The following is a 19,959-nucleotide window of genomic DNA, read 5'->3' as shown; positions in this document are numbered from 1 at the left end:
GACCCACGTCGTGATCGCCGGGAAAGCGGTCTTCACGTCGATCGACGGTGCCCCGCCCCGGACGAACGCCCGGAAGGCCGGCTCGTCGAGCAGCGTCAACCGAGCTCCAGCAGAAGCCGCCGGAACACACCGTCCGTGATGGCTACCGCGGCGTACTCATCGAGCAGCCTCGGCCGGTCGGTACCGCTGATCGGAATGTCCGCCTCGGGACCCGTCACCGGGCCGACGGCGGACGGTATCCGCGGAACGGCCAAGGACGCACAGCGTTCCCGCCCGAGACGACCGCCAACGTCCTGAGCCGACGCCCCGACAGGTCGGGGCAGGTCAGGTCAGGTCAGGGTGAGCGGTCGACGGAGCGGATGGCGGCGGTGACGGCGGCCAGCGCGAGCAGGCGGACGAGGTCGACGTCGGCCTCGACCCGGCCGGTTGCCGCGGCGACGAAGGCGTCGCCGTCGAGACGGGTGTGCGGCGGGGTGATGGCCCGCGCCAGCCCGTCGTGGGCGCCCTGCGCGACCAGCAGGCAGCTCGTCTTGTCCAGCCGCGCGTTGGTGACCACCACTCCGATCGTGGTGTGGGTCCGCCCGGCGGCGAGGTCGAAGGGTCGCCACTGCGACTCGGCGGCGTCGAGGGGGACGGGATCGCCGCCGTGGTCGATGTCCCCGAACGCGTTGACCACGCACAACGCGGCGACACTGACCTCGCCGCGGCACCGGTACGCGTGGCCGAGCCCGCCGGGGCCGCGGTACTCGGGCCCGCGCCACTGGCTCGCGTACGCCCCTGTGCCGGCGCCGACCCGGCCGCGCAGCACCTGCTCGCCGCCGGTCGCCCGCGCGGCGAGGTAGCCGGCGTCGGCGGTCGGGCGGGCGGTGGGTGCGCCAACGGCGAGGTCGAACAGGGCCAGTGCCGGCACGACCGGCACCGGGCCGCCGCTCGTGGGCACACCGCGACCGCGCTCGGCGTAGTAGCGCATCACCCCGTCGGCGGCGGCCAGGCCGAACGCCGAACCGCCGGTCAGCAGCACGGCGTCGATGCTGGCCAGCGCCATGTGCGGCGCCAGGGCGTCGAGCTCGCGCGAGGCCGGCGCCCCGCCGCGCACCTCCGCCGAGGCCACCGTGCCCACCGGCAGCTCCACCACCGTNCATCCGGTGACGCCCACCGGATCGGTCCAGTGCCCGACCCGCACCCCGTCGACCCCGATCGCCATCGCGCCGAGCCTTGCACGAATCCGTCCCGGGCGACAAATCTCCGAATACGGACCAGGTGGCGGACGGCGCGGCGCCGGGCCCCCGACGGTAGCGTCCGGGGCATGAGCGATGTGCTGATCTCCGCGACGGACCTGGCCCGGCTCCTCGACTCCGCGCGGCCCCCGCGGGTGCTCGACGTCCGCTGGCAGCTCGGTGGTCCGCCCGGGCGGGACGGCTACCTGGCCGGGCACATCCCCGGGGCGGTCTTCGTGGACCTCGAGACCGAGCTCGCCGCGCCGCCCGTGCCCGCGCAGGGCCGTCATCCGCTGCCGGACGTGGCCGCGCTGCAGGGCGCCGCCCGCGGCTGGGGGCTGTCCGCCGGGGACACCGTCGTCGTCTACGACGACTCGGGGGCGATGTCGGCGGCGCGGGCCTGGTGGCTGCTGCGCTGGGCCTCGGTCGAGCCGGTGCTGATCCTCGACGGCGGGCTCGCCGCCTGGACGGCCGCGGGCGGGACGCTCCAGACGGAGCCGGTCCAGCCGCCGCCCGGCGACATCACCCTCGTCCCCGGCGCGCTGCCGACGCTCGACGCCGACGGGGTCGCGGCGCTGGCCCGCGACGGGATCGTGCTCGACGCCCGGGCCGGCGAGCGCTACCGCGGCGAGGTCGAACCGGTCGACCCGGTCGCCGGGCACATCCCCGGCGCCCACAGCGCCCCGACCGGGGACAACCTGAGCGCCGACGGGACGTTCCACTCCCCCGCCGAGCTCGCCCGCCGGTTCGCGGCGCTCGGCGTCACCGGCGAGCGGCCCGTCGGGGTGTACTGCGGCTCGGGCGTGACCGCCGCCCACGAGGTCGCGGCGCTGGCCATCGCCGGTCACCCCGCGGCGCTCTACCCGGGCTCCTGGTCCCAGTGGTCGAACCTGCCCGACCGTCCCGTCGCCACCGGCCCCGAGGAGGGCTGAGCGAGCACGGCGGCCGCGCCGCACCCCGTCATCGCGCGGGGGATTTCCCGATAGTTGCTAGGCTGATCGAGATGGAGGGGAGCATCGAGCGATGACGCTGCTGACACCGGAACTCCGCGACCTGATCTCCAGTGGTCCGCTTGCGCACCTGACGACGATCAATCCGGACGGCAGCCCGCAGGTAAGCGTCATCTGGATCGGCCTGGACGGCGACGACGTCGTCAGCGGCCATATGGGCCGCTACGTGAAGGTGCGCAACGTGGAACGCGATCCCCGCGTGGTGCTTTCCTTCTCCGCGCCGAGGGTGCCGGGAGCCTACCTGGCCGAGTACGCCGTCCTACGCGCGACGGCCACCGTCACGACCGGCGGCGCCTGGGACCTGCTGAACGACCTGGCGAAGGTCTACATAAGCCCGGAGGCCGAATTCCCAGGCTCGAAGGGCGAGGGCCTTGTCCTGCGCTACTCGATTGACCGCGTCGGCGGCATCGGCCCCTGGGCGGCGGCGCGCTGAACCTCGGCCGCCGGTAGGCCGGCGGATGAAGGACGGCATACCCGTGCCCTCACCGAACTCATCGGCCAAAGCCGGGAGCCGCGAACGAACTTTCGTTGCGGCAGGTNGATTTCGCGGGAAACAACATTGCGCTCGTCCGGGGCGAACATCGGCCCGTGATAGCTTGTCGAATGGCAGAATACTGACGTTCCCGACAAGGAGGCCGGATTCGTGTCGAATCTCGCCGACGGCGACGCGCCCCTGGCCGCNCCCGCGCTGACGACCCCCGAGCAGTGGCGCGACTATCTGCGCGAGTACAGCGAGACGTATCTGCGCACGGCCGATCCAGACGAGCTCTCCGACGAGCAGATCCAGCATCGTTGGGTAGGTCACGAGCCGGCGGCCGAGCAGACGGTGGCGGCGGCCGAGCAACGCCTGGCGGTCCGTTTCCCGCCGACCTTCCGCAGCTTTCTGGCGACAAGCGACGGATGGCCCAACCTCGCCGGGTGGATCGACGAGCTGCACGCGAGCACCGACGTCGACTGGTTCCGCGACACCGTAGACGGCGCCGGTTTCATCAACCTCTACGGAGAGCCGCATAACGANGGACAGGACCTCGACGACCTGCTGTCGGTCTTCCGTCGATCGCTGGTGATCGCGAGCGGCGAGGACTTCTGGCTGCTCGATCCGGCCGATCCCGGCCCGGACGGCGAATGGGTGGCCTGGGAGTTCACGCCGAAGTACGGCAGCCTGGAACGCTTCGCGAGCTTTGCGGAGATCTTCCACGCCGACCGGGTCTTCATGGAGCAGGAGGCAGCCGAGTAGCCGTCCTGCAGGCGACGGCCACGGTCACCGCCGGCGGCGCCCTGGATCTGCTGAACAGCCTGACGAAGGTCTACGCGAACCCGGACGCCGACTTCCCGGGCCCGAAGGGCGACGGGTTCATCCTGCGCTACTCGATCAACCGGGTCGGCAGCGTCGCCCCCTGGGCGGCGGCGCACTGAATCCTCGGCGTGGACGCGCCGCCCGGCCATCGATCAGGCTGGCAATTTCCCGTCGAACATTGTCACGCCGGCCGGCGGTCGGCGCCGCACCCCATCGATAGCGTCGGCACCGACCCCGCATTCCGGGGTCGGGAGACGGGCCAGCCCCGTATTACGCGGTTTACCGCCGAACCGGAGGAGTTATCGATGACCGATCGCACGGCCAACACGCCCACGCCCACGCCCACCCCGCCACGGGCTGCGATGCTGCTGTACCCCGGGCTCACCCTGCTCGATCTGATCGGCCCGCAGACCGCTCTCGCCCCCGTCATGGAGGTGCATCTGGTCTGGCGGACGCTCGACCCGGTCATGTCCGACACCGGCGTGGCGGTGATCCCGACGACGACCCTGGCCGACTGCCCGCCGGACGTCGACGTCCTGTTCGTCCCCGGCGGACGGGACCAGGCCGCTGCGGCGGACGCCGACGTCCTCGCCTTCCTCGCCGACCGAGGCTCGCGGGCCCGCTACGTCACCGCCGTCTGCGGAGGCTCGTTGCTCCTCGGCGCCGCCGGACTGCTGCGGGGCTACCGGGCTGCCACCCACTGGGCCGGCCGCGACGTGCTGGCCCTGGTCGGCGCCGAGAACGTCAACGACCGTGTCGTGATCGACCGTAACCGGATCACCGGCGGCGGCGTCACCGCCGGCCTTGACTTCGGCCTCACGCTGCTCGCGCGGATGTTCGGCGACGACGTCGCGAAAATGGCCCAGCTCGCCATGGAATACGACCCGCAGCCGCCCTTCGACTGCGGTTCTCCCGAGAAGGCCGGCCCCGCCCTGACCGAGCTGGTGCGGGCCACCACCCGGCAGACCAACGACGACATGATCCGCGTCCTGACCGACCTCGACAGCCGGGGCTGGGGCCGCGGACGGAGCGTCGTCGCGGCCGGTTGACCGGCGGGCCGACCCGGTGCGCTCAGGCGAGGGTCCAGAGCCGGACGGCGCTGTCCTGGCCGCCGCTGGCCAGGGTGCGGCCGCGCCCCGCACAATCATCCGATGTCTGTACAGCGCCGACGTCTGTACAACACGGTTGCGCAGGCTGGCCGCTCCTCCGCCACGGGGCCGGACCTGTCCTCGAGCGCACCCCTGGCACCGCCGACTTGACCACGGGCCACGACCGCGCCATGTTACTCTGAGTAGCAGTTCATGACGCTGGGTGGGGGAACTTGCGATGGCGGGACCGTTGACGGACTCGGCGGGCGCGACAGCGGCCACGACGTCATGATCGGTCGTCGGCCGATCCGTCGCCCCCCGGCCGGCCCGGCGACACCGAAGGGTCTCCCTGACCGGCCGCTGTCGGCGGCTCTGACGACGGCTCTGACGACGGCCGTGCTGCTGGCGATGACGGTCGTCCTGCCGGCGCTGCCTGNCAGGGCGGACGGCGACTCGGCGCAGACCACCGTCGGCCTCATCCTCCTGGGAACACCCGCGCTGGCCNCCACCAAGCGCGGCACCGTGGTGGANGCGGACAGGGACGGCAGGATCGGTCCAGGTGACCGGGTGCACTGGACGATCACGGTCGCGAACACCGGGCACACGGTGGTGTCCGCGGTGACCGTNCACGATCCCAAGGCTGGCCCGGTCCGCTGCCCCGCCCCGTCGCTCCTCCCGAAGCAGGCTGTGACCTGCACCGTTCCCGATCATACGATCACGTCCGCGGAGGTCGCGGCGGGCGTCATCACCAACGTGGCGAACGCGTCCGCAGCCGCTCAGGGNGGGCGGGNGATCGCGCCGCCCGCCTTCGCCAGCGTGCCGATCCCGAGCGGCAAGCCGATCGTCGTCTTCCCGCTCCCGCCGTGGCTACCCGGATTCCCCGGCATCCTTCCCCCTCACCCCGGCTTCGATGGCCCCGACTTCGGTGGCCCCGGCTTCGGTGGCCCCGGCTTCGGTGGCCCCGGCTTCGGTGGCCCCGGCTTCGGTGGCCCCGGCTTCGGTGGCCCCGGCTTCGGTGGCCCCGGCTTCGGTGGCCCCGGCTTCGGTGGCCCCAACTTCGGTGGCCCCGCGGCGGGCGGCGCCATCGTGGGCGGCGGCGCGGTGGCAGGCGGTTCCGGCCCTGGTGACGGCTCCGGCCCTGGCCCGGGTAACGGGTCCGGCGGCGGCCCGGGCCGGACCGAGCCCGGTTCCTCGCAGCGCCACGGTGGTGTGTCGCCGGCGCCGGGGAGCCAGCAGGCTGCTCATCCGCCGGTGGCCGTGGCGGGAGGGCAGCCCGACGAGCCCAGGCGCAGCGGTCTTGAGCTGGTCGTACTCGGCACGGTCACCGCCGGCTGCGCGCTCGCCGCACTCGGGGCGCTCGGGGCCCGGCGGACCAGACGCCGGCGTTGAGGCGCCCGGCCGCCTCGCTGCCCGTCCTCGGTGCCCTGACCCTCGCCGGGATCATGCTGGCCGGGATCGCGCTGATCGTCCTGGGATGGCCGGCCAGACCTGCCCCGGTGGCCGCCCCGCTGCCTGAGACCGGCGGGCCGCACCGGCCCGGGCCATCGCCCGGATCCGGCGGGGCGCGCACGGTCCAGATCCCGCGGCACCAGTCCGATCTGCCGGCATCCAGCCTCCGGATACCAGCGCTCGGCGTCACCGCCAGGATCGGCCGGGCGACCGAGGACCAGGGCGTCCTCACTCCGCCGCAGGCGCCGTCCGAGGTCGGGCTGTGGTCCGGTTCGGCCGCGCTGGACGCCGGCTCCGGGGAGGTGACCCTCGTCGGGCACGTGAACTGGCGGGGAATGCCGCCCTTCGCGTTTGGACGGCTGGCCCACCTGCACGCCGGAGACCTCGTCTACACCAGTGACGCACGCGGGGAGCAGACCGCGTGGCGGGTCAGGCGGGTCTCCGCCCGTGCCAAGGCCGGCGGCGTCGATCCGGCGGCCTTCGCCGGAACGCAGGGCCCACGGCAGCTAGTCATGATCACCTGTGGCGGACCGTTCGACCTCCGGGCCCACTCCTATTCCGACAACGTGTACGTGCGCGCCACCCCCGCGTAAGCGGCGGCCCCGTCAGAGGAGACGGCTGCCATGTCCCGCTCAGCCCACGTCGATGAGCTGGCCGTTGCGGAACATGTCGACGAAGAGCTGGTGGTCACGGTGGACCTGGGCGCCGTAGTCGTGGGCGAAGTNGACCAGCGAGGCGACGAACGCCTTGGCGTCGCGCGAGATCGCACCGTGGATCGCGTCCTCGGTGGAGAAGCTCACCAGGTCGTGCTCGCTCTCGTCGTCCGCGACGGCGTGCATCCGGGCGGTGGAACGGCCGAGGTCGGCGACCAGGGCGAGCATCTGCTCGGGTTCGTTCACCTCCGACCAGTCCAGATCCTGCGCGTACGGCGACACCTCGGCGACGAGCTGGCCGACGCCGTCGAGCTCCGTGTGGCCGAGCCAGGAGTCGCTGTGCGCCTGCAACGCGCGCTGCGACAGCGCCGTGCGGTGCCCCTGGTGTTCGAAGTAGTCGCGGATCCGTTCGTCGGACACGAACCGGCTGACCGCCGGCACCTGCCCCTGCTTCATGTACAGGACGACGTCGTTGTCCAGTGCCTGCGTCTGCCCCTCGACGAGCAGGCTGTACGACGGCAGGCCGGCGCTNCCGATGCCCACCCCGCGGCGGAGCACGACGTCCTTGACCGTCAGCGACACCGGGCNGGTGCGCCGGTCCGGCGGCACCGTGTCCACGTAGCGCTCGAACGCGGCGAGGACGCCCGCCCGGGTGGCCTCGTCCACCGGGCTGATGCCGTCGTCCCGGGCGAACCGACGGTCGTGGCCCTCGACCACGGTGAGCTCGTCGAGCAGTCCCACCCTGGTGGAGCGCCGTGCCTGCTGGAGGAACGCGTGGACCACCCCCGAGGTGGTCGCGAGCNTCAACAGGTCCGACGACGACGCGTCGCCGCCCTCGGCAAGCTCGCGGATCCGGTCGGCGTAGGCGCCCACGCACGCCTCGACGAGCCGGGTGATCACCGCGTCGCTGAGCGCCTTGGCGCGCCCGAGCAGGGCCAGGCTCGCGACGAGGCGCCGCAGGTCCCAGGTGAACGGTCCGACGTAGGCCTCGTCGAAGTCGTTGACGTTGAACACGAGCACGCCGTTGCTGCTCATGTACGTGCCGAAGTTCTCCGCGTGCAGGTCGCCGTGGATCCAGATCCGGCTGGTCCGCTCGTCCAGGAAGGGGTCGTCGAGGGCGTGGACGTCGGCGTAGAACAGCGCCGCCGAGCCCCGGTAGAAGGCGAACGGCGTCGCCGCCATCTTGCGGAACTTCCGCCGGAACGCCCCGGGCTCCGCCGCCATCAGCTCGCCGAAGGCGGCGGCGAAGACGTCGGCGAGGACCTGGGCGCGCTCGGGGTCGGTGCCGGGCGTCGCCATGCTCAGCCCGTCACCTCGCTGGTCTGCATCACCGGGGTGATCGTGGTGTAGTTCGCGACGTCGGCGCCGATCGCCCTGCCGTCGCCGCGGGACATCGCCGCCTTCATCGCCTCGATCGAGGCGAACCGGAAGTGCGCGACGGCGACATACGGGCCGTCCAGCCCGCGGTCGATCTCGACCTCCGAGACGCCCCACATCCCGCTGACCATCGGGATGTGGGAGTCCCGATAGTAGTCGTGGTCGAACGTCGCACCCTCGGTCCTCGGGTACAGCACGCTGAGCCGGATCATGGTGACCGCCCCTCACAGTCGCGGCATCCGCCGATCGGGACGCGCTGGTCCCAGCTTCTCCCAGAACGCCCCACCCGCGCGCGCCACCCGCCCCCGGCCCGCCCGCCACCCGGTCCGCGGGCCACCCGGTCCGCGGGCGGCGCCCTTACTGCCGGGACGCCAGATGGGTGAGGATCCCCGCCGGGGCGTCGGGCGCGATGGCCGCGGCGATCGCCCCGGCGGCGCCGGCGGCGGCCTCCACGGATCGTGGCAGCATCACGCTCTCGTAGGCGCGAACGGCGGCGTCCAGGCTGCCCGCGGGGCCGTCCGGGTTCGGGGCGCCGGCCTGGGCGGCGATGGCCCGGGCGAGGTCGGCGCCGTCGAGCATCGCGAGGTTGGCGCCCATCCCGGAGAACGGCGACATGAGGTGCGCCGCGTCGCCGAGCAGGGTCAGTCCGCGGGTGTGCGGCCAGGTGTGCGGGACGGGCAGGGCGTGGATCGGCCGGTTGAGGTACGGGCCGTCGTTGGCGGTGATGAGCGTGAGCAGGGACGGGCTCCAGCCGGTGAATTCCGCCAGCAGCACCTCGCGGACGCGCCCGGTGTCGGCGAGGTCGACGCCGGCCACCTCGTGCCAGTCAAGCTCGGTGCGCAGGGCGATGTAGACGCGGATGTGGCCGCCGCTGTTGCGCTGGGCGATGAGCCCGCGGTTGTCGTGCAGCGCCATCATCAGTCCCTGGCCGGTGAGGGCCGCGGCCCGCGGGTGGCGCCGGTCGGCGTCGTCGAAGTGGGCCTCGACGAACGTCACGCCCGAGTAGCCCGGGACGGCGCCACCGAGCAGCGCCCGGACCCGGGACCAGGCCCCGTCCGCGCCGATGACCAGGACATGCTCGGCGCACGTGCCGTGGGCGAAGTGGACCGGTGGGCGCCGCCGCCGAGTGGCTCGAGACGGGTCACCGAGTGACCCCACCGGACCGTGCCGGGAACCAGTGCGTCCAGCAGGAGGGCGCGGAGCTGCCCGCGATCGATCTCCGGGGCACCATCGTCCCCCCGATCGGGGACAAGGTCGAGCAGCACTCCGGCGTCGCGACCGAGCACGCGCATCTGCTGCCCCTCCGGCCGGGCCAGCGCATGGAAGGCGTCGAGCAGGCCGGCTGCGGCGAGCGCGACCTGGCCGGAGTCGGCGTGCATGTCGAGGCTGCCGCCCTGTGGACGAGCGTCGACCGAGGCGTCGAGGTCGTAGACGGTGACGTCGATGCCGTGGCGCTGCAGGACCCGGGCGCAGGTCAGGCCGCCGGGGCCGGCGCCGACGACGGCGATCTTGGTGGGGTGGACAGACACTTCCATGATCGTGCTCCTGTCATGTCGATGGGCGGCGAGCGAGGGCGGGGACGGCAGCGCTATGGCTCCGCCTCCGCCGGTCCGCCGTCTCCGGACACGCCCAGAAAATCAGAACGACTTCAAAAGTGCAACGGATACATTTTTTGAGCAGCTCAACCATGCGGTACTGTGGCGGCGTGGAGCAGACGACCCCGTCGGTGGGACGCCGGGAGCGCAAGAAGGCGGCCACCCGTCAGGCGCTGGCCGACGCGGCGCTGNCGCTGTTCCTGGAGCGTGGATTCGACGCGGTCGGGGTCCGCGAGATCGCCGAGGCGGCGGACGTGTCGGTGACGACGCTGTTCAAGCACTTCCCCGAGGGCAAGGTGGCGCTGCTGTTCGACGAGGACGCCGACCGCGAGGCCGCCCTCGTCGCCGCCGTCCGCGACCGCCCGGCCGGCCAGTCGATCCCCCAGGCCCTGCGCAACCACCTGACCAGCGCCCGGTCGGCCGAGCGCCGCGCCGACCCGCGCCTGCGCGACTTCCACGCCCTGGTCGACGGCACGCCCGAGCTGCGCGAGCACTCCCGCNGGATGTGGCTGCGCCACGAGACCGCGCTGGCGGCGGCGATCGCCGAGTCCAGCGGACTGCCCGCGGATGACCCGGCATGCCTGGCCCTCGCCCACTTCGCCCTGGCGGCCGCCCATCTCGCCGCCGCGCGCATCGGCATCGGCCCCGAGGCGGAACCGGCGGCCGACGGGAACCCCGGTAACGCCGCCCTGGAGCGGATCTTCGCGTTGTTGGAGCATGGATGGACGGCGGTGGCCGCATCCCCGCCCGACTCCGCGTGATCCCATCGCCGGTTCTACCGACCCAATTCGCGTGGTCGACCCGCTTTGTCGTTCCCCTGTCCTCACTGTTCTCCGGCTGAATACCGGTTTCCGTCGCGACGATGGGGGAACAGCGCCTCGACCAGCCGCTTCAAGGTGCGGTTCGGGGTCGGCCGTCGTACTTTCGAGGTGGGCGCGAGCTTCGCGAATTCCGCGCCTGGTCGACAACCAGGGGAGCACAATCATGACGCAGACCAGTAAGGACCGCGCAGTCGTCGACTGGACGGACCTGGGCAAGGACCTGTGGTCCTTCCTGACCGGCAAGGGCGCCGCGATCAACTACCAGTTTGTCGACATGCTCGTCGAGGTTCCGCGGGACACCGGGCCCGACGCCGCGCGCGCGACCTGGCGTCTGCACGGCACACTGCGGATCGCCACCTCGGACAACGACTCGCCCNGCGCCTTCACCAACGGCGCCGCGCGCTAGTGACAGCCCGATTCTCCGGTGACGTCGCCTTCAGCGTCGAGGACGGCTCCGGGCCGGTCGGCGGACGCTTCGAAGCGTCCGGCGACCGTATCCGGATCACCACCGGTCAGCCGGGGCAGCTGTGGTCGGTCGCGGGGGACCTCCTCGCCGCCCTCCCGGCTGGCGTGTTGCCGGCCACGGTTCCCGCCGGACGCGCCGGCCTGCGCCACGTCGCCGACGTCCTCGCCGCCGAGGGCATGACGGTCGAGATCCACGGACCGGCCGGTCCCCTCGTCACCATCGGGGCCGACGTCGACTCCCGCCTCGGGGGTCTGACCGTGGGCAGCCGCCGGGTGGAGCCGAGCATCCCCGCCGCCCTGCCCGGACACCCGCACGCGACCGGGCGGGCCGCCGCGGTGGGATTCGTGGCGTTCGCCGCGTTCGTGGCCGGGTTCGCGGCGCGCGCCCGGCTCCGCCACCGGCCGGGCTGACGGCAGACCTGCACCGCAACCCGCGACCGGCGGCGGAGCCACATGAGCGCGGCTCCCCGACGGGAGCCACCGCTCGGCCGCCGCTACGCGCCGATCGCGGAGAACAGCAGGGGAAGTGAGGCGTGCAGTTCCTGGGTCCAGTAGCTCCAGATGTGGACGCCGGGGCTGTAGAAGTGGGTGGTGAGCAGCGGATCGCCGGTGGCTCCGGGGTGCGCGGCGACGTAGGCGTCGTTGAGCTTCTGAGTGAAGGCCTGGCTCTCGGAGTTGACGATCGCCTCCGTGTTGGTGGAGCCGGGGTCGGGATCGTTCGGACCCCTGGTGCCGTCACCGGACGAGACGTAGATCGGGATGCCGGTCAGCTTGTCGGCCAGGTAGTACGGGTCGTGCTGCTGCCAGGTCGCCGCCCCGGACGTGGTCGTCGGGTCGCCCCACAGCGTCCGGACGTCCTTGCCGGCCGACCACACCTGCGTCCTGATGGTCGGGTAGTCGGCGTAGGGGTGCAGGGCGCCGCTGTAGGACGCCACCGCCTTGAAGTCGTCGGGATGCCGGGCCGCGTAGGACACCGCGCCGAACCCACCCATCGACAGGCCGGCGATTGCCCGGTCGGGACCGGCATGGTAGTTGCGTTCGAGCAACTGCCGCAGCTCGACCAGGTGGAAGGTCTCCCACTTCTGCGGATCGGCGATCCAGTCGCTGTAGTAACCGACGTTCCCGCCGTCGGGCATGACGACTATCACGCCGTGTCCGGCGGTCTGGCTTTCGACGTCGGTATTGGTGGTCCAGTCGACGTGGCCGGACGTCCCGCTGCCCGCGCCGTGCAGCAGATACAGCGTCGGCCAGGTCCGATCGGCCTGCGGGTCATAGCCGGTCGGCAGCAGGATTCGCACGATCTCGTTCGCGTTCATGGCCGCCGAATGAACGGTGAGGTCGATCAGGCGCGCATCGTCCGACGTCGGATAGGTGACACAGGTGACGGACGATCCGTCGTCGCTGGTGGCCCCGAGCGCCGTACACGACGCCGCCTGNGCCGGGGAACCCACTATGACCAGGCCGATCAGCGCACTCACCGCGACCACCGCGGGCAGCGTGATCCGCCGTCTCCAACTCCGTGCTCTCATGGCCCCGACGCTAGTGCGAAATGGTAATTAGGCCCCACAAAAGGGCTAGTTCGGACTAATGCGATGAAAAGCGTACGAAGTATGGCGAATAGCAAGATCGGGCGGATGGCCGTTGCGAGCCACGCCGACGCCAGCCGAGAATCGGTGCGCCCCCGGTCGAGATGGTCCTCCGGCGCAGGCCTGGGGGCGGCGAGTCGCGTCCGTCACACCGTTCGTCGCCCCGCCCGAGAGGCGGGCGCACGCAGGTTGCGCCGGCGTGTGACGATGGACGGGGATGTCGGGCCGGGTCGGCGGACCGCCGCGTTGTTCGGCGGTCGACACAGGTGGAAGCGGGAGGGTGGCATGTCACAGCGCCGTCCGCCGGACGCGAATCCCTTCGAGTCGAAGCTGTCGGCCTTCCTCGTCCAGCCGGACGGCACCCGCGCGCCGCTGCCCGCGGCGCTCCGCTTCGATCGGGCCGATCCGTTCGCCGTCAGCCTGCGGCTACGGACGAGTACCGTGCAGACAGTCACCTGGACCTTCGCTCGTCAGCTCCTGATCGACGGCGCCCGGCGGCCGACCGGTGTCGGCGCCGTGGAGGTGCGCCCGGCGTTCCACGACGGGACCCGCCTGCTGGTCCTGTCGCTGAAGTCGGCGTCCCGGCACACCGAGGTCCAGCTCCGCCACGAACAGGTCGCCGCGTTCATCAACGACACGTTGGCGGCGGTTCCCTCCGGCGCGGAAGGCGACCACGTCGACTGGAACGCCGAACTGGACAGGTTTCACGACGACGGTCCGTAGCCCGCACGCCGAGTACGCGAGCACCGTGGGCGCCATGAAGGCGCGGGTGCGCCGGCGCGGGTCCGGCCCCGCGGCCGACTTCACCGAGCCCTACCCGGTCGAGTTCCCGGCGGACTCCGCGGGTTGAGGCAGGTTCGTTGAGCAAGGTGGGAGGAAGACGCGTGTCGGGTCAGGTCGTCCGGCGCGGGTGCGCGGCGACGATGACGGNGATCTCGGGATGGCCGGTGGGATGCAGCAGATGTGCCGCCGCCGGTTCGCCGGCCAGGTCGAACATCGGATGGCCGAACGCGCCGATTCCCCGGCAGTCCCACACCAGGCCCAGGGCCGGATGGTCCGCACGCAGCAGCGCGCCGATCTCGGCGATCCGCGGGTCACCGGCATGCAGGTCGGCGGCCATGCGGAACTGCCGTGCCACCGGCAGCAGCAGCTCGGCGGGCGCCGACGCGGCGGCGAGCAGCGAGAGCACGTGCCGGCGTGCCGGCTCGTACCCGGCAGGATCGCCCCAGACCCGCGCCCAGGCCGCGTTGGTGGCGACGATGTCGAGATGGTGGTCGAGCAGAGCCGCCGGGCTCGCCGGCCAGCCGTCCAGCAGGCCGGCGAGCCCACGCAGATGCTCGCCGGGCGGGGCGATCGCCGGCGGCTCGGGCGCCACCAGCCGGCGAAGGTGCCGCCGGCCCACCTCGTCGAGGCGCAGCACCCGGCCGACGGCGTCGAGGACCTGCGCCGAGGCCGTCGCCCGGCCCTGCTCCAGCCCGGTGTACCAGGTCAGGCTGACGCCGGCCAGGGACGCGAGTTCCTCGCGGCGCAGCCCCTGGACGCGGCGACGCCCACCGGCGGGGAGTCCGACGCTGGCCGGTTCGACCAGCCTGCGGTACGCCCGCAGGCAGGCCCCGAGCTCACGTCGCCGAGCAGCCGCCGTGTCTGCTGTGGCCGTCGTGGCCGTCGTGGCCGTCGTGGCCGTCGTGGCCGTCGTGGCCGTCGTGGCCGTCCAGGGTGTCACTTCCACTGGCACCATCAGCAGGCTCCTGGTCTGCGTTCCAACCTTCGACCACGCTGGTGGACGTGATTCGTATCGGCGTCAACCTTGCTGCCGGCCTCGGCACTCCCGGTTCCGGCAACCTCATCGACGACCTTGTGGCGATCGCCCGGACGGTGGCCGCCGCCGGGGTGTCCACCGCNTGGCTGCCGCAGGGCTACGGCTACGACGCCATCGGTGTACTGACCGCGGTGGCCCGCGAGGTGCCGGGCATCGAGCTGGGCACCTCCGTCGTCGTCGTCCAGCCGCGCCATCCCCGGGTGCTGGCCGGGCAGGCGTTGACGGCGCAGGCTGCGGCGCACGGCCGGTTCACCCTGGGGCTCGGCGTCAGCCACCCCGGGCTGTTGGAGATCTACGGGCAGCCATTCCACCGGCCGGTCGCCGCGCTGCGCACCCACCTCGACACCCTGCTGCCGATCCTCGACGGACGCCGTGTTCCCGGCGCCACGGGAATCGGATCCGACCCCGCCGGCAGCGCCGTGCCCGGCGCGAGGGTCCGCGTCCCGGTGCTGCTNGGCGCTCTCGGCCCCACGATGCTGCGGCTGGCCGGGGAACGCACCGACGGCACGATTACCTTCCTGGCCGGACCCCGCACCATCGGTGACCACGTGGTCCCGCTGATCGGCGCGGGCGCCCGGGACGCCGGCCGGCCGGCGCCGCGCGTCGTCGTCGGGCTGCCGGTGGCGGTGACGTCCGCACCGGACCGGATTCGCACCGAGCTCAACGCCGAGTACGCCGACTACGCGGCACTGCCGTCCTACCGCACGGCCCTCGACCGCGACGGTTTCACCGAGCCGGGCGCGATCGCCGTCGTAGGCGACGAGAGTGCGGTCGTCGACCGGCTGGCCGCCTATGCCGCGCTCGGCGCCACCGATGTGCTGGTGAGCCTGGTCGGCACGGCCGAGGAACGCGCGCGGACCCTGCACCTGCTCGGCGCCGGCCCGCTCGTCCACGCGAACCAGCCGGCCTCGCCGCGCCGCGGGATCTGACGCCGCAGCCGCTTACCCATCCTCGCGCCCACCGGTGCGCCTCCTTCCACGGCAGGCGGCCGTCACCGTCCCGTTCCCGCGGTCTGGACCGGTGGGGTGCGCAGGACGGCGCGGGCGGGGAGCAGGCTGCCGGCCATGGCCAGGAGCAGGCCCGAGCCCAGCAGAGCGGCGGCCCACTGCGGTGGCACGTACGGCGTGCTGGTCCCGCTGATGCCCCGGCTGAAGGGCACCAGCGTGACGGCGGTGATGGCGGCGCCGACGACGAGGGCGATGGCGGTGATGAGGACGGTGACGGCCTCCGCAGCGAGACGTCCGCGACCACGCCGACCACGCCGACCACGCCGGGGAGGGCACGTAGCCGGGCGGCGAGGTCCGCCGTGGGGCGTACCCGCTCCGGCAGGGCCATGTGCTCGGTGTTTCTCCCATCCCCCGAGCCGTAGGCGAAGGCCAGGTACTGCCGGCGCGCGACCACCAAGGGGACGTCCCGGTAGCGCTCGGTGGGCGGTGAATGGCGGCGCTCATGCAGCGCCTCGGGAGTCCGCTTCCTGTCCTGCTTTCACGCTGCGTGACGTCGCGATGTGGCTAGAGCCGGGCGCTGCACGGACGACGGCCCGCGGTTCGGGGCAGATGCGTGGGAGAGCCGCCACCGTGGTTCTTCTGTACGGTTCGGCGTCCGATTTGTCCGTACAGAACAACCACGTGGCTCCGTTCCCACGCACACCTCTCGCGGGGCGGTTCCGGCGAACCGTCCGGCGGCGAGACGGCACCGTCGGACATCACAGGCCGTCACCGAACACCGGAAAAGGCGCAGGTGAGNGGCTGCGCTAGGCCCCCGGGCGTCCCGTACACGAGCATCTGCCGGTCATCAGGACGCGGAGCGTTCCTCGATCTCGGCGGGCTCGGGCCGGAAGGAGGGGATCTGCTCGCCCGCTTCGATCGGGATCGGGAGGCGGTTCTGCGGCGGGGCAAGCGGGCAGGGAGCGTACGGGGTGTAGGCGCACTGCAGGTTCCCCGCGCGGTTGAGGCGGGTGCGCCAGAGCGAGTCCGGCCCCGCGGGCGACCCGGCGCGGGCGGCGGAGATCCTCGTCGCCCTGGCCCGGCGCCGCGACATCCCGGAGCACCTGCCGCTGGGCGTGAACGCCGCCGAGGGGTCGATCGCCCTGGACCGCCGCCTCCTGGCGGCGGACCTCGCCTGGCACGACGTGAGCCGTTCGNCCGACTTCACCGAGCCCTACCCGGTCGAGTTCCCACCGGACTCCGTGCTCTGACGGAGCTCGGAGGCACGCCGTGCGGTCCGCTCTTCCCATTCCCCCGGCGCCTCCTGTACCCCGGCGCTTCCTGGACGAGTAAGTCCGATCCGGGGCGGGGCGGATTGCGGCGAGGGGTTCTGGTCCGAGGCTACTCAACGTCGATCATCTGCGACCCCGAGTAGATAGGACGTCCAGACCGGCGTGGAACCGCAGCACCTGGGCTCGATGATCGCCGAGGATCGGGCGGGCAGCTTCGATCAGGCCGGCGAGCTCGGCGGCGCGCTCGCGGCTCGGCTCGTGGAACGTCGCGGCCGCCTCCCTGACCAGCCACGCGGTCACGTCGGCCCGCGCGCTGGCACGCAGCCGTTCGTCGGCGTCGCCGAGCAGTCTCAGGTTGGTGGCCAGCCGCTGCCAGGCATCCCCGGCGATCAGCAGCCGGTAACCGGCGAGCCGCAGGGACGGCGGGTTGTCCGCGTCGAGCAGCCCTTCCAGGACGGCCGGTGCGACGGCGCCGATCTGACCCCGCAGAGACGCCACCGCCTGGCGGGCGACCGCGGGCGACTCGTCCCGCAGCATCGGCACCAGCTCGGCTGGCCGAGTGACCCCGAGGCGCCGCAGCGCGCGGATCGCCTCCGCCCGGACGCGGGCCCGCGGATGCGCCAGCCATCGTGCGACGACGTCGGCGTCGTCAGCCACGCCGGTCTCCCCGAGCCCCGCGACGACCCCGAGCTCCCCGGTGACCTCGAGCCCCGCGATCACCCCGAGCTCCGGTGCCTGCCGCGCGGCGAGCCGGCGGTAGTGCTCGGCCGGATCCCCGCCCGTGCGGCGCACAGNCGCCTGCGCGATGCCCCGCACCAGCGGATGCCGATCGGCCAACGCCGCCTCGGCCACGTCGAGGTCACCGGTCACGATCAGCGCCTGCAGCGCCTCGGCCCGGACCAGCGCGGTGCGGCTGGCCAGCATCGCGTGCAGGTGCGCCGGACCGGCCGCGGCCCGGACCGCGGCCCGGGCGCACATCGTTCGGATCGGCAGGTCACCCTCCCTGATCGCCGCCGTCGTCAGCCGGTCGAGGCTCAACTGGCCGGCGGCGATCGCGGCGCAGTAGGCGGCCCGCCGCGTTCCGCGGTCCCGGGCCGACAGCAGCGGGTCCAGCCGCTGCGCCGGCAGGTCCCGCAGCACCTGGTCGACCCGCTGCGCCAACCAGCCGCCCGCACGCCGTCCGCGCAGCGCGAACGCCAGCTCCGCCAGCGTGCTCAGCGCCGGCCCGCCCGGCGGCGACGGCCAACCCTCGACAACCGACCGCGCCCGGCTCCGCACCTCGGCCACCCAGTCGCAGGCACGAAGCGCGAGCACCGCGACCGCCGCCGGGTGTTCGCAGTCGGCCAGGCGGACGACCGCCGCCTCGCGGATCCGCCCGTCATGGTGGCAGCCGGCCACGACCAGCCGCAGCTCGTCCACCTCGCCGTCGGCCAGGTCCGCCGCGAGGCGCCGCGACCAGGCCGGCGCCCACCACCACCGCTGCCGCAACGCCTGGTCCACCGCCAACCACCACGGTGCCCCGGCCGTGCCGAGCGCGGTCACGACCGCCGCCCGCAGGGCCGGGTCGCCGTCGCGGGCCACGATCAGCAGCGCGGTCGCGAACTCCGCCGGACCGACGTTCGGATCGGCTCCCCCGGCCGCGGCAAGGACCCGCTCGGTCGTCGCGGGTGCCGGCAGATGATCCCGCTCGCCCCACCCGTCGGAGGCGGCGGCGACGGCGGGGCGGCGCAGCCACCGCCGCAACCGCCTACCCATCCTCGGGGCCACAGGTGCGCCTGCTTGCCCGGCAGGCGGCCATCACCGTCCCGTTCCCGCGGTCTGGACCGGTGGGGTGCGCAGGACGGCACGGGCGGGAAGCAGGCTGCCGGCCATGGCCAGGAGCAGGCCCGAGCCCAGCAGAGCGGCGGCCCACTGCGGTGGCACATACGGTGTGCCGGTCCCGCTGATGCCCCGGCTGAAGGGCACCAGCGTGACGGCGGTGATGGCGGCGCCGACGACGAGGGCGATGGCGGTGATGAGGACGGCCTCCCAGCGCACCATGCGTAGCACCTGGCGGCGGGTGGCGCCGGTCAGTCGCAGAGTGGCGAACTCCCGGCCGCGTTCGAGGGTGGCCGTGACCAGGGTGTTGACGACGGCGATCGCGGCGAACGCGAGGAGNAGGGCGACCAGGAGGTAGTTGGTCCAGGCGTTGAGGTCTTCCTGCCGCTGTTCGGCGTCGGTGAGGGCGGCATGGTCATGGACGTGCAACCCGGGGTAGGCGGTGGTCAGTGTCTGCCAGTCGAGGTGGGCTCCGGGTGCGGTGTCGACCAGGACGGTCTGGATCAGGGGGCTGGTGGTGTGGGTGGCGACGACCGCGTACGGCAGGAGGTAGTCGCCGAACCCGATGTTGCGCCGGTAGACGGCGACCAGTCGCAGGTCGCGTCGGGTGCCGTCGCCGAGCCACAGCCGGACCGTACGGCCCACGTGTTTGCCGTGGGCCTGATCGGCGCTCAGGGCGACGGTGTCGCCGCGCAGGTCGGCCAGTGAGCCGGCGGTGACGTCGAGGTCGAGCAGGCCGGAGGTGCCACCGGGGGTGCCAGGCGCGCCGCCGAAGGTGACGGCCTGGGCGGCGTAGCCATCCGATCCGCCGGTGACGACGGTGGTGGGGGTGAGGCCGGCCGCCGCGGTGACGCCGGGGGTGGCGCGGACGGTGTCGACGAAGCCGGCCGGCAGTCCCTGCCGGGTGGTCAACGCCTGGTCGGCCAGGACGCGGTCGCGGCCCTGCACCTCGCTGGCGTGGGAGCGGCTGGTCTGGAGAAACAGCAGTGTTCCGCCCAGCGCGGTGCACAGCACGAGAGGGGTGAACACCGCGGTGACCCGGCGGGTGTGGGCCCTGCTGTTGGCCACGGCGAGGAAGCCGGAGGTGCGGGACAGGCCGCGGATGAAGGGGCCGAGCAGGGCGAGGGTCAGGCGGGCCACCAGCGGTCCGAGCAGGCCGGCGGCGAACAGGTGGAGCAGGACGGCTCCGGCGGCGATGGCGGTGAGCACGCCGCCGGTGAGGAAGCGGGTCGTGGCGACCACGGCGATCCCGCCGGCCGCGCACAGCAGCCCGAGCAGGAACCGGCCGAAGCCGAGGCGGGCAGGCGGCGCGGAGGCATCGGACAGGGCCTGCGCCGGGCGCAGGCGACCCGCGCGCAGCCCGCTTACCAGGACGGCGAGCTGCGCGGTGAGCACGGTGGCGCCCGCAGCGACGAGCAGCGGGATCCATCCCACGTCCAGGCGCATCGCTGCGGGCGCCACCCCGTGGTCGACCAGGACGGCGCGAAGAACCCAGGCCAGCGCGGCGCCGCCCACCAGGCCAGGCAGGCAGGCGAGCAGGCTGAGC

13 protein-coding genes and 16 pseudogenes are annotated in these 19,959 nt (G+C 73.1%); 13 read left to right on the top strand and 16 right to left on the bottom strand.

The genetic code is table 11. From position 1 onward, the window contains the following. Window positions 1-334 precede the first annotated feature (334 nt). A pseudogene (locus tag FF86_RS15150) lies at window positions 335-1,138 on the bottom strand (P1 family peptidase); the annotation flags it as partial. Between the two features lie 168 nt (window positions 1,139-1,306). On the opposite strand from FF86_RS15150, the gene FF86_RS15145 reads away from it, so the two are divergent. The 6 genes and pseudogenes from FF86_RS15145 to FF86_RS15120 all read left to right on the top strand — a co-directional run bounded on the left by FF86_RS15145 (window position 1,307) and on the right by FF86_RS15120 (window position 6,654). After that, window positions 1,307-2,149, top strand: coding sequence for a sulfurtransferase (locus FF86_RS15145; RefSeq protein ID WP_044885885.1), 843 nt, complete (start codon window positions 1,307-1,309; stop codon window positions 2,147-2,149). Between the two features lie 91 nt (window positions 2,150-2,240). Continuing rightward, window positions 2,241-2,660 carry a PPOX class F420-dependent oxidoreductase gene (locus FF86_RS15140; protein WP_044885884.1) on the top strand — a complete coding sequence of 140 codons (420 nt, stop codon included), beginning with the start codon at window positions 2,241-2,243 and terminating at the stop codon, window positions 2,658-2,660. Window positions 2,661-3,053: 393 nt separating this feature from the next. Next, window positions 3,054-3,244 (top strand): annotated as a pseudogene (locus FF86_RS66560) (SMI1/KNR4 family protein); the annotation flags it as partial. A 1-nt stretch (window position 3,245) separates the two neighbouring features. After that, window positions 3,246-3,464, top strand: a pseudogene (locus FF86_RS49145) (SMI1/KNR4 family protein); the annotation flags it as partial. A gap of 365 nt (window positions 3,465-3,829) precedes the next feature. Continuing rightward, a complete protein-coding gene (locus tag FF86_RS15130) occupies window positions 3,830-4,573 on the top strand; it encodes a DJ-1/PfpI family protein (RefSeq protein ID WP_044885882.1) in 744 nt (247 codons plus the stop codon). 1,424 nt (window positions 4,574-5,997) lie between these two features. After that, the gene (locus FF86_RS15120; RefSeq protein ID WP_052681159.1) at window positions 5,998-6,654 is read left to right on the top strand and encodes a class F sortase; all 657 of its coding nucleotides are present in this window, start codon (window positions 5,998-6,000) and stop codon (window positions 6,652-6,654) included. 39 nt (window positions 6,655-6,693) lie between these two features. On the opposite strand, the pseudogene FF86_RS62475 reads toward FF86_RS15120, so the two are convergent. The 7 genes and pseudogenes from FF86_RS62475 to FF86_RS66555 form a co-directional block, all read right to left on the bottom strand. Further along, window positions 6,694-6,785, bottom strand: a pseudogene (locus FF86_RS62475) (hypothetical protein); the annotation flags it as partial. Window position 6,786: 1 nt separating this feature from the next. Continuing rightward, window positions 6,787-7,245 (bottom strand): annotated as a pseudogene (locus FF86_RS49140) (DUF2252 family protein); the annotation flags it as partial. A 1-nt stretch (window position 7,246) separates the two neighbouring features. Continuing rightward, window positions 7,247-7,301 (bottom strand): annotated as a pseudogene (locus FF86_RS49135) (hypothetical protein); the annotation flags it as partial. Between the two features lies 1 nt (window position 7,302). Beyond that, window positions 7,303-7,516: pseudogene (locus tag FF86_RS49130) on the bottom strand (DUF2252 family protein); the annotation flags it as partial. Window position 7,517: 1 nt separating this feature from the next. Next, the coding region (locus FF86_RS49125; protein ID WP_396229892.1) for a DUF2252 family protein at window positions 7,518-8,013 on the bottom strand (496 nt) is incomplete at its 3' end. Between the two features lie 2 nt (window positions 8,014-8,015). Beyond that, entirely contained in the window at window positions 8,016-8,303 is a 288-nt protein-coding gene (locus FF86_RS15110) for an EthD family reductase (protein WP_044885879.1), read from the bottom strand. Between the two features lie 145 nt (window positions 8,304-8,448). Beyond that, window positions 8,449-9,626 (bottom strand): annotated as a pseudogene (locus FF86_RS66555) (FAD-dependent oxidoreductase). A gap of 252 nt (window positions 9,627-9,878) precedes the next feature. Here FF86_RS66555 and FF86_RS49120 point away from each other — a divergent pair. From FF86_RS49120 to FF86_RS66550, 3 pseudogenes are all read left to right on the top strand, one after another. After that, a pseudogene (locus FF86_RS49120) lies at window positions 9,879-10,186 on the top strand (TetR/AcrR family transcriptional regulator); the annotation flags it as partial. 1 nt (window position 10,187) lies between these two features. Continuing rightward, window positions 10,188-10,447 (top strand): annotated as a pseudogene (locus FF86_RS49115) (TetR family transcriptional regulator); the annotation flags it as partial. A gap of 223 nt (window positions 10,448-10,670) precedes the next feature. Next, window positions 10,671-10,883, top strand: a pseudogene (locus tag FF86_RS66550) (hypothetical protein); the annotation flags it as partial. Between the two features lie 583 nt (window positions 10,884-11,466). Here the strand turns inward: FF86_RS66550 and FF86_RS15085 are convergent. Beyond that, window positions 11,467-12,288 (bottom strand): alpha/beta hydrolase family protein, encoded by an 822-nt coding sequence (locus tag FF86_RS15085; RefSeq protein WP_242418816.1) that lies wholly within the window; start codon window positions 12,286-12,288, stop codon window positions 11,467-11,469. Between the two features lie 555 nt (window positions 12,289-12,843). Here FF86_RS15085 and FF86_RS34245 point away from each other — a divergent pair. Beyond that, a complete protein-coding gene (locus tag FF86_RS34245) occupies window positions 12,844-13,281 on the top strand; it encodes an SsgA family sporulation/cell division regulator (RefSeq protein ID WP_044885874.1) in 438 nt (145 codons plus the stop codon). Window positions 13,282-13,489: 208 nt separating this feature from the next. Here FF86_RS34245 and FF86_RS34790 read toward each other — a convergent pair. After that, on the bottom strand, window positions 13,490-14,296 hold an 807-nt coding region (locus FF86_RS34790), incomplete at its 3' end, for a helix-turn-helix domain-containing protein (RefSeq protein ID WP_131729377.1). Between FF86_RS34790 and FF86_RS64120 the strand changes: the two are divergent. The 3 genes and pseudogenes from FF86_RS64120 to FF86_RS49100 all read left to right on the top strand — a co-directional run. Beyond that, a pseudogene (locus FF86_RS64120) lies at window positions 14,275-14,459 on the top strand (hypothetical protein); the annotation flags it as partial. The gene FF86_RS34790 and the pseudogene FF86_RS64120 sit on opposite strands and share 22 nt — an antisense overlap. Window position 14,460: 1 nt before the next feature. Then, window positions 14,461-14,831: pseudogene (locus FF86_RS49105) on the top strand (LLM class flavin-dependent oxidoreductase); the annotation flags it as partial. Window position 14,832: 1 nt separating this feature from the next. Beyond that, a partial coding sequence (locus FF86_RS49100) for an LLM class flavin-dependent oxidoreductase (RefSeq protein ID WP_242418804.1) occupies window positions 14,833-15,306 on the top strand: 474 nt, incomplete at its 5' end. Between the two features lie 62 nt (window positions 15,307-15,368). Here FF86_RS49100 and FF86_RS34235 read toward each other — a convergent pair. From FF86_RS34235 to FF86_RS66535, 6 genes and pseudogenes are all read right to left on the bottom strand, one after another. Continuing rightward, window positions 15,369-15,536 (bottom strand): hypothetical protein, encoded by a 168-nt coding sequence (locus FF86_RS34235; RefSeq protein ID WP_157866950.1) that lies wholly within the window; start codon window positions 15,534-15,536, stop codon window positions 15,369-15,371. Between the two features lie 635 nt (window positions 15,537-16,171). After that, window positions 16,172-16,417: a DUF1684 domain-containing protein gene (locus FF86_RS49095; RefSeq protein ID WP_095212178.1), complete on the bottom strand. Its 246-nt coding sequence runs from the start codon at window positions 16,415-16,417 to the stop codon at window positions 16,172-16,174. Window positions 16,418-16,718: 301 nt separating this feature from the next. Beyond that, complete coding sequence (locus FF86_RS66545) at window positions 16,719-17,252, bottom strand: HEAT repeat domain-containing protein (protein WP_396229896.1); 534 nt, start codon at window positions 17,250-17,252, stop codon at window positions 16,719-16,721. A gap of 138 nt (window positions 17,253-17,390) precedes the next feature. Then, window positions 17,391-18,338, bottom strand: a pseudogene (locus FF86_RS49090) (hypothetical protein); the annotation flags it as partial. Window positions 18,339-18,392: 54 nt separating this feature from the next. Next, window positions 18,393-18,752 (bottom strand): annotated as a pseudogene (locus tag FF86_RS66540) (FtsX-like permease family protein); the annotation flags it as partial. 1 nt (window position 18,753) lies between these two features. Continuing rightward, window positions 18,754-19,959 (bottom strand): annotated as a pseudogene (locus FF86_RS66535) (ABC transporter permease); the annotation flags it as partial.

The organism is Frankia sp. CpI1-P, assembly GCF_001421075.1.
In the GTDB taxonomy this organism is placed as follows: Bacteria; Actinomycetota; Actinomycetes; order Frankiales; family Frankiaceae; genus Frankia; species Frankia torreyi.
The sequence above is the reverse complement of the archived record's forward strand: the minus strand, read 5'-3'. Positions and strand labels throughout refer to the sequence as shown.

Excerpts from the sequence above, each read along its gene's own strand:
- FF86_RS15145 (WP_044885885.1), top strand. The coding sequence starts at position 1,307 with ATGAGCGATGTGCTGATCTCCGCGACGGACCTGGCCCGGCTCCTCGAC.
- FF86_RS15140 (WP_044885884.1), top strand. The coding sequence starts at position 2,241 with ATGACGCTGCTGACACCGGAACTCCGCGACCTGATCTCCAGTGGTCCG.
- FF86_RS15130 (WP_044885882.1), top strand. The coding sequence starts at position 3,830 with ATGACCGATCGCACGGCCAACACGCCCACGCCCACGCCCACCCCGCCA.
- FF86_RS15110 (WP_044885879.1), bottom strand. The coding sequence starts at position 8,303 with ATGATCCGGCTCAGCGTGCTGTACCCGAGGACCGAGGGTGCGACGTTC.
- FF86_RS15085 (WP_242418816.1), bottom strand. The coding sequence starts at position 12,288 with ATGAACGCGAACGAGATCGTGCGAATCCTGCTGCCGACCGGCTATGAC.
- FF86_RS34245 (WP_044885874.1), top strand. The coding sequence starts at position 12,844 with ATGTCACAGCGCCGTCCGCCGGACGCGAATCCCTTCGAGTCGAAGCTG.
- FF86_RS49095 (WP_095212178.1), bottom strand. The coding sequence starts at position 16,417 with ATGTCGCGGCGCCGGGCCAGGGCGACGAGGATCTCCGCCGCCCGCGCC.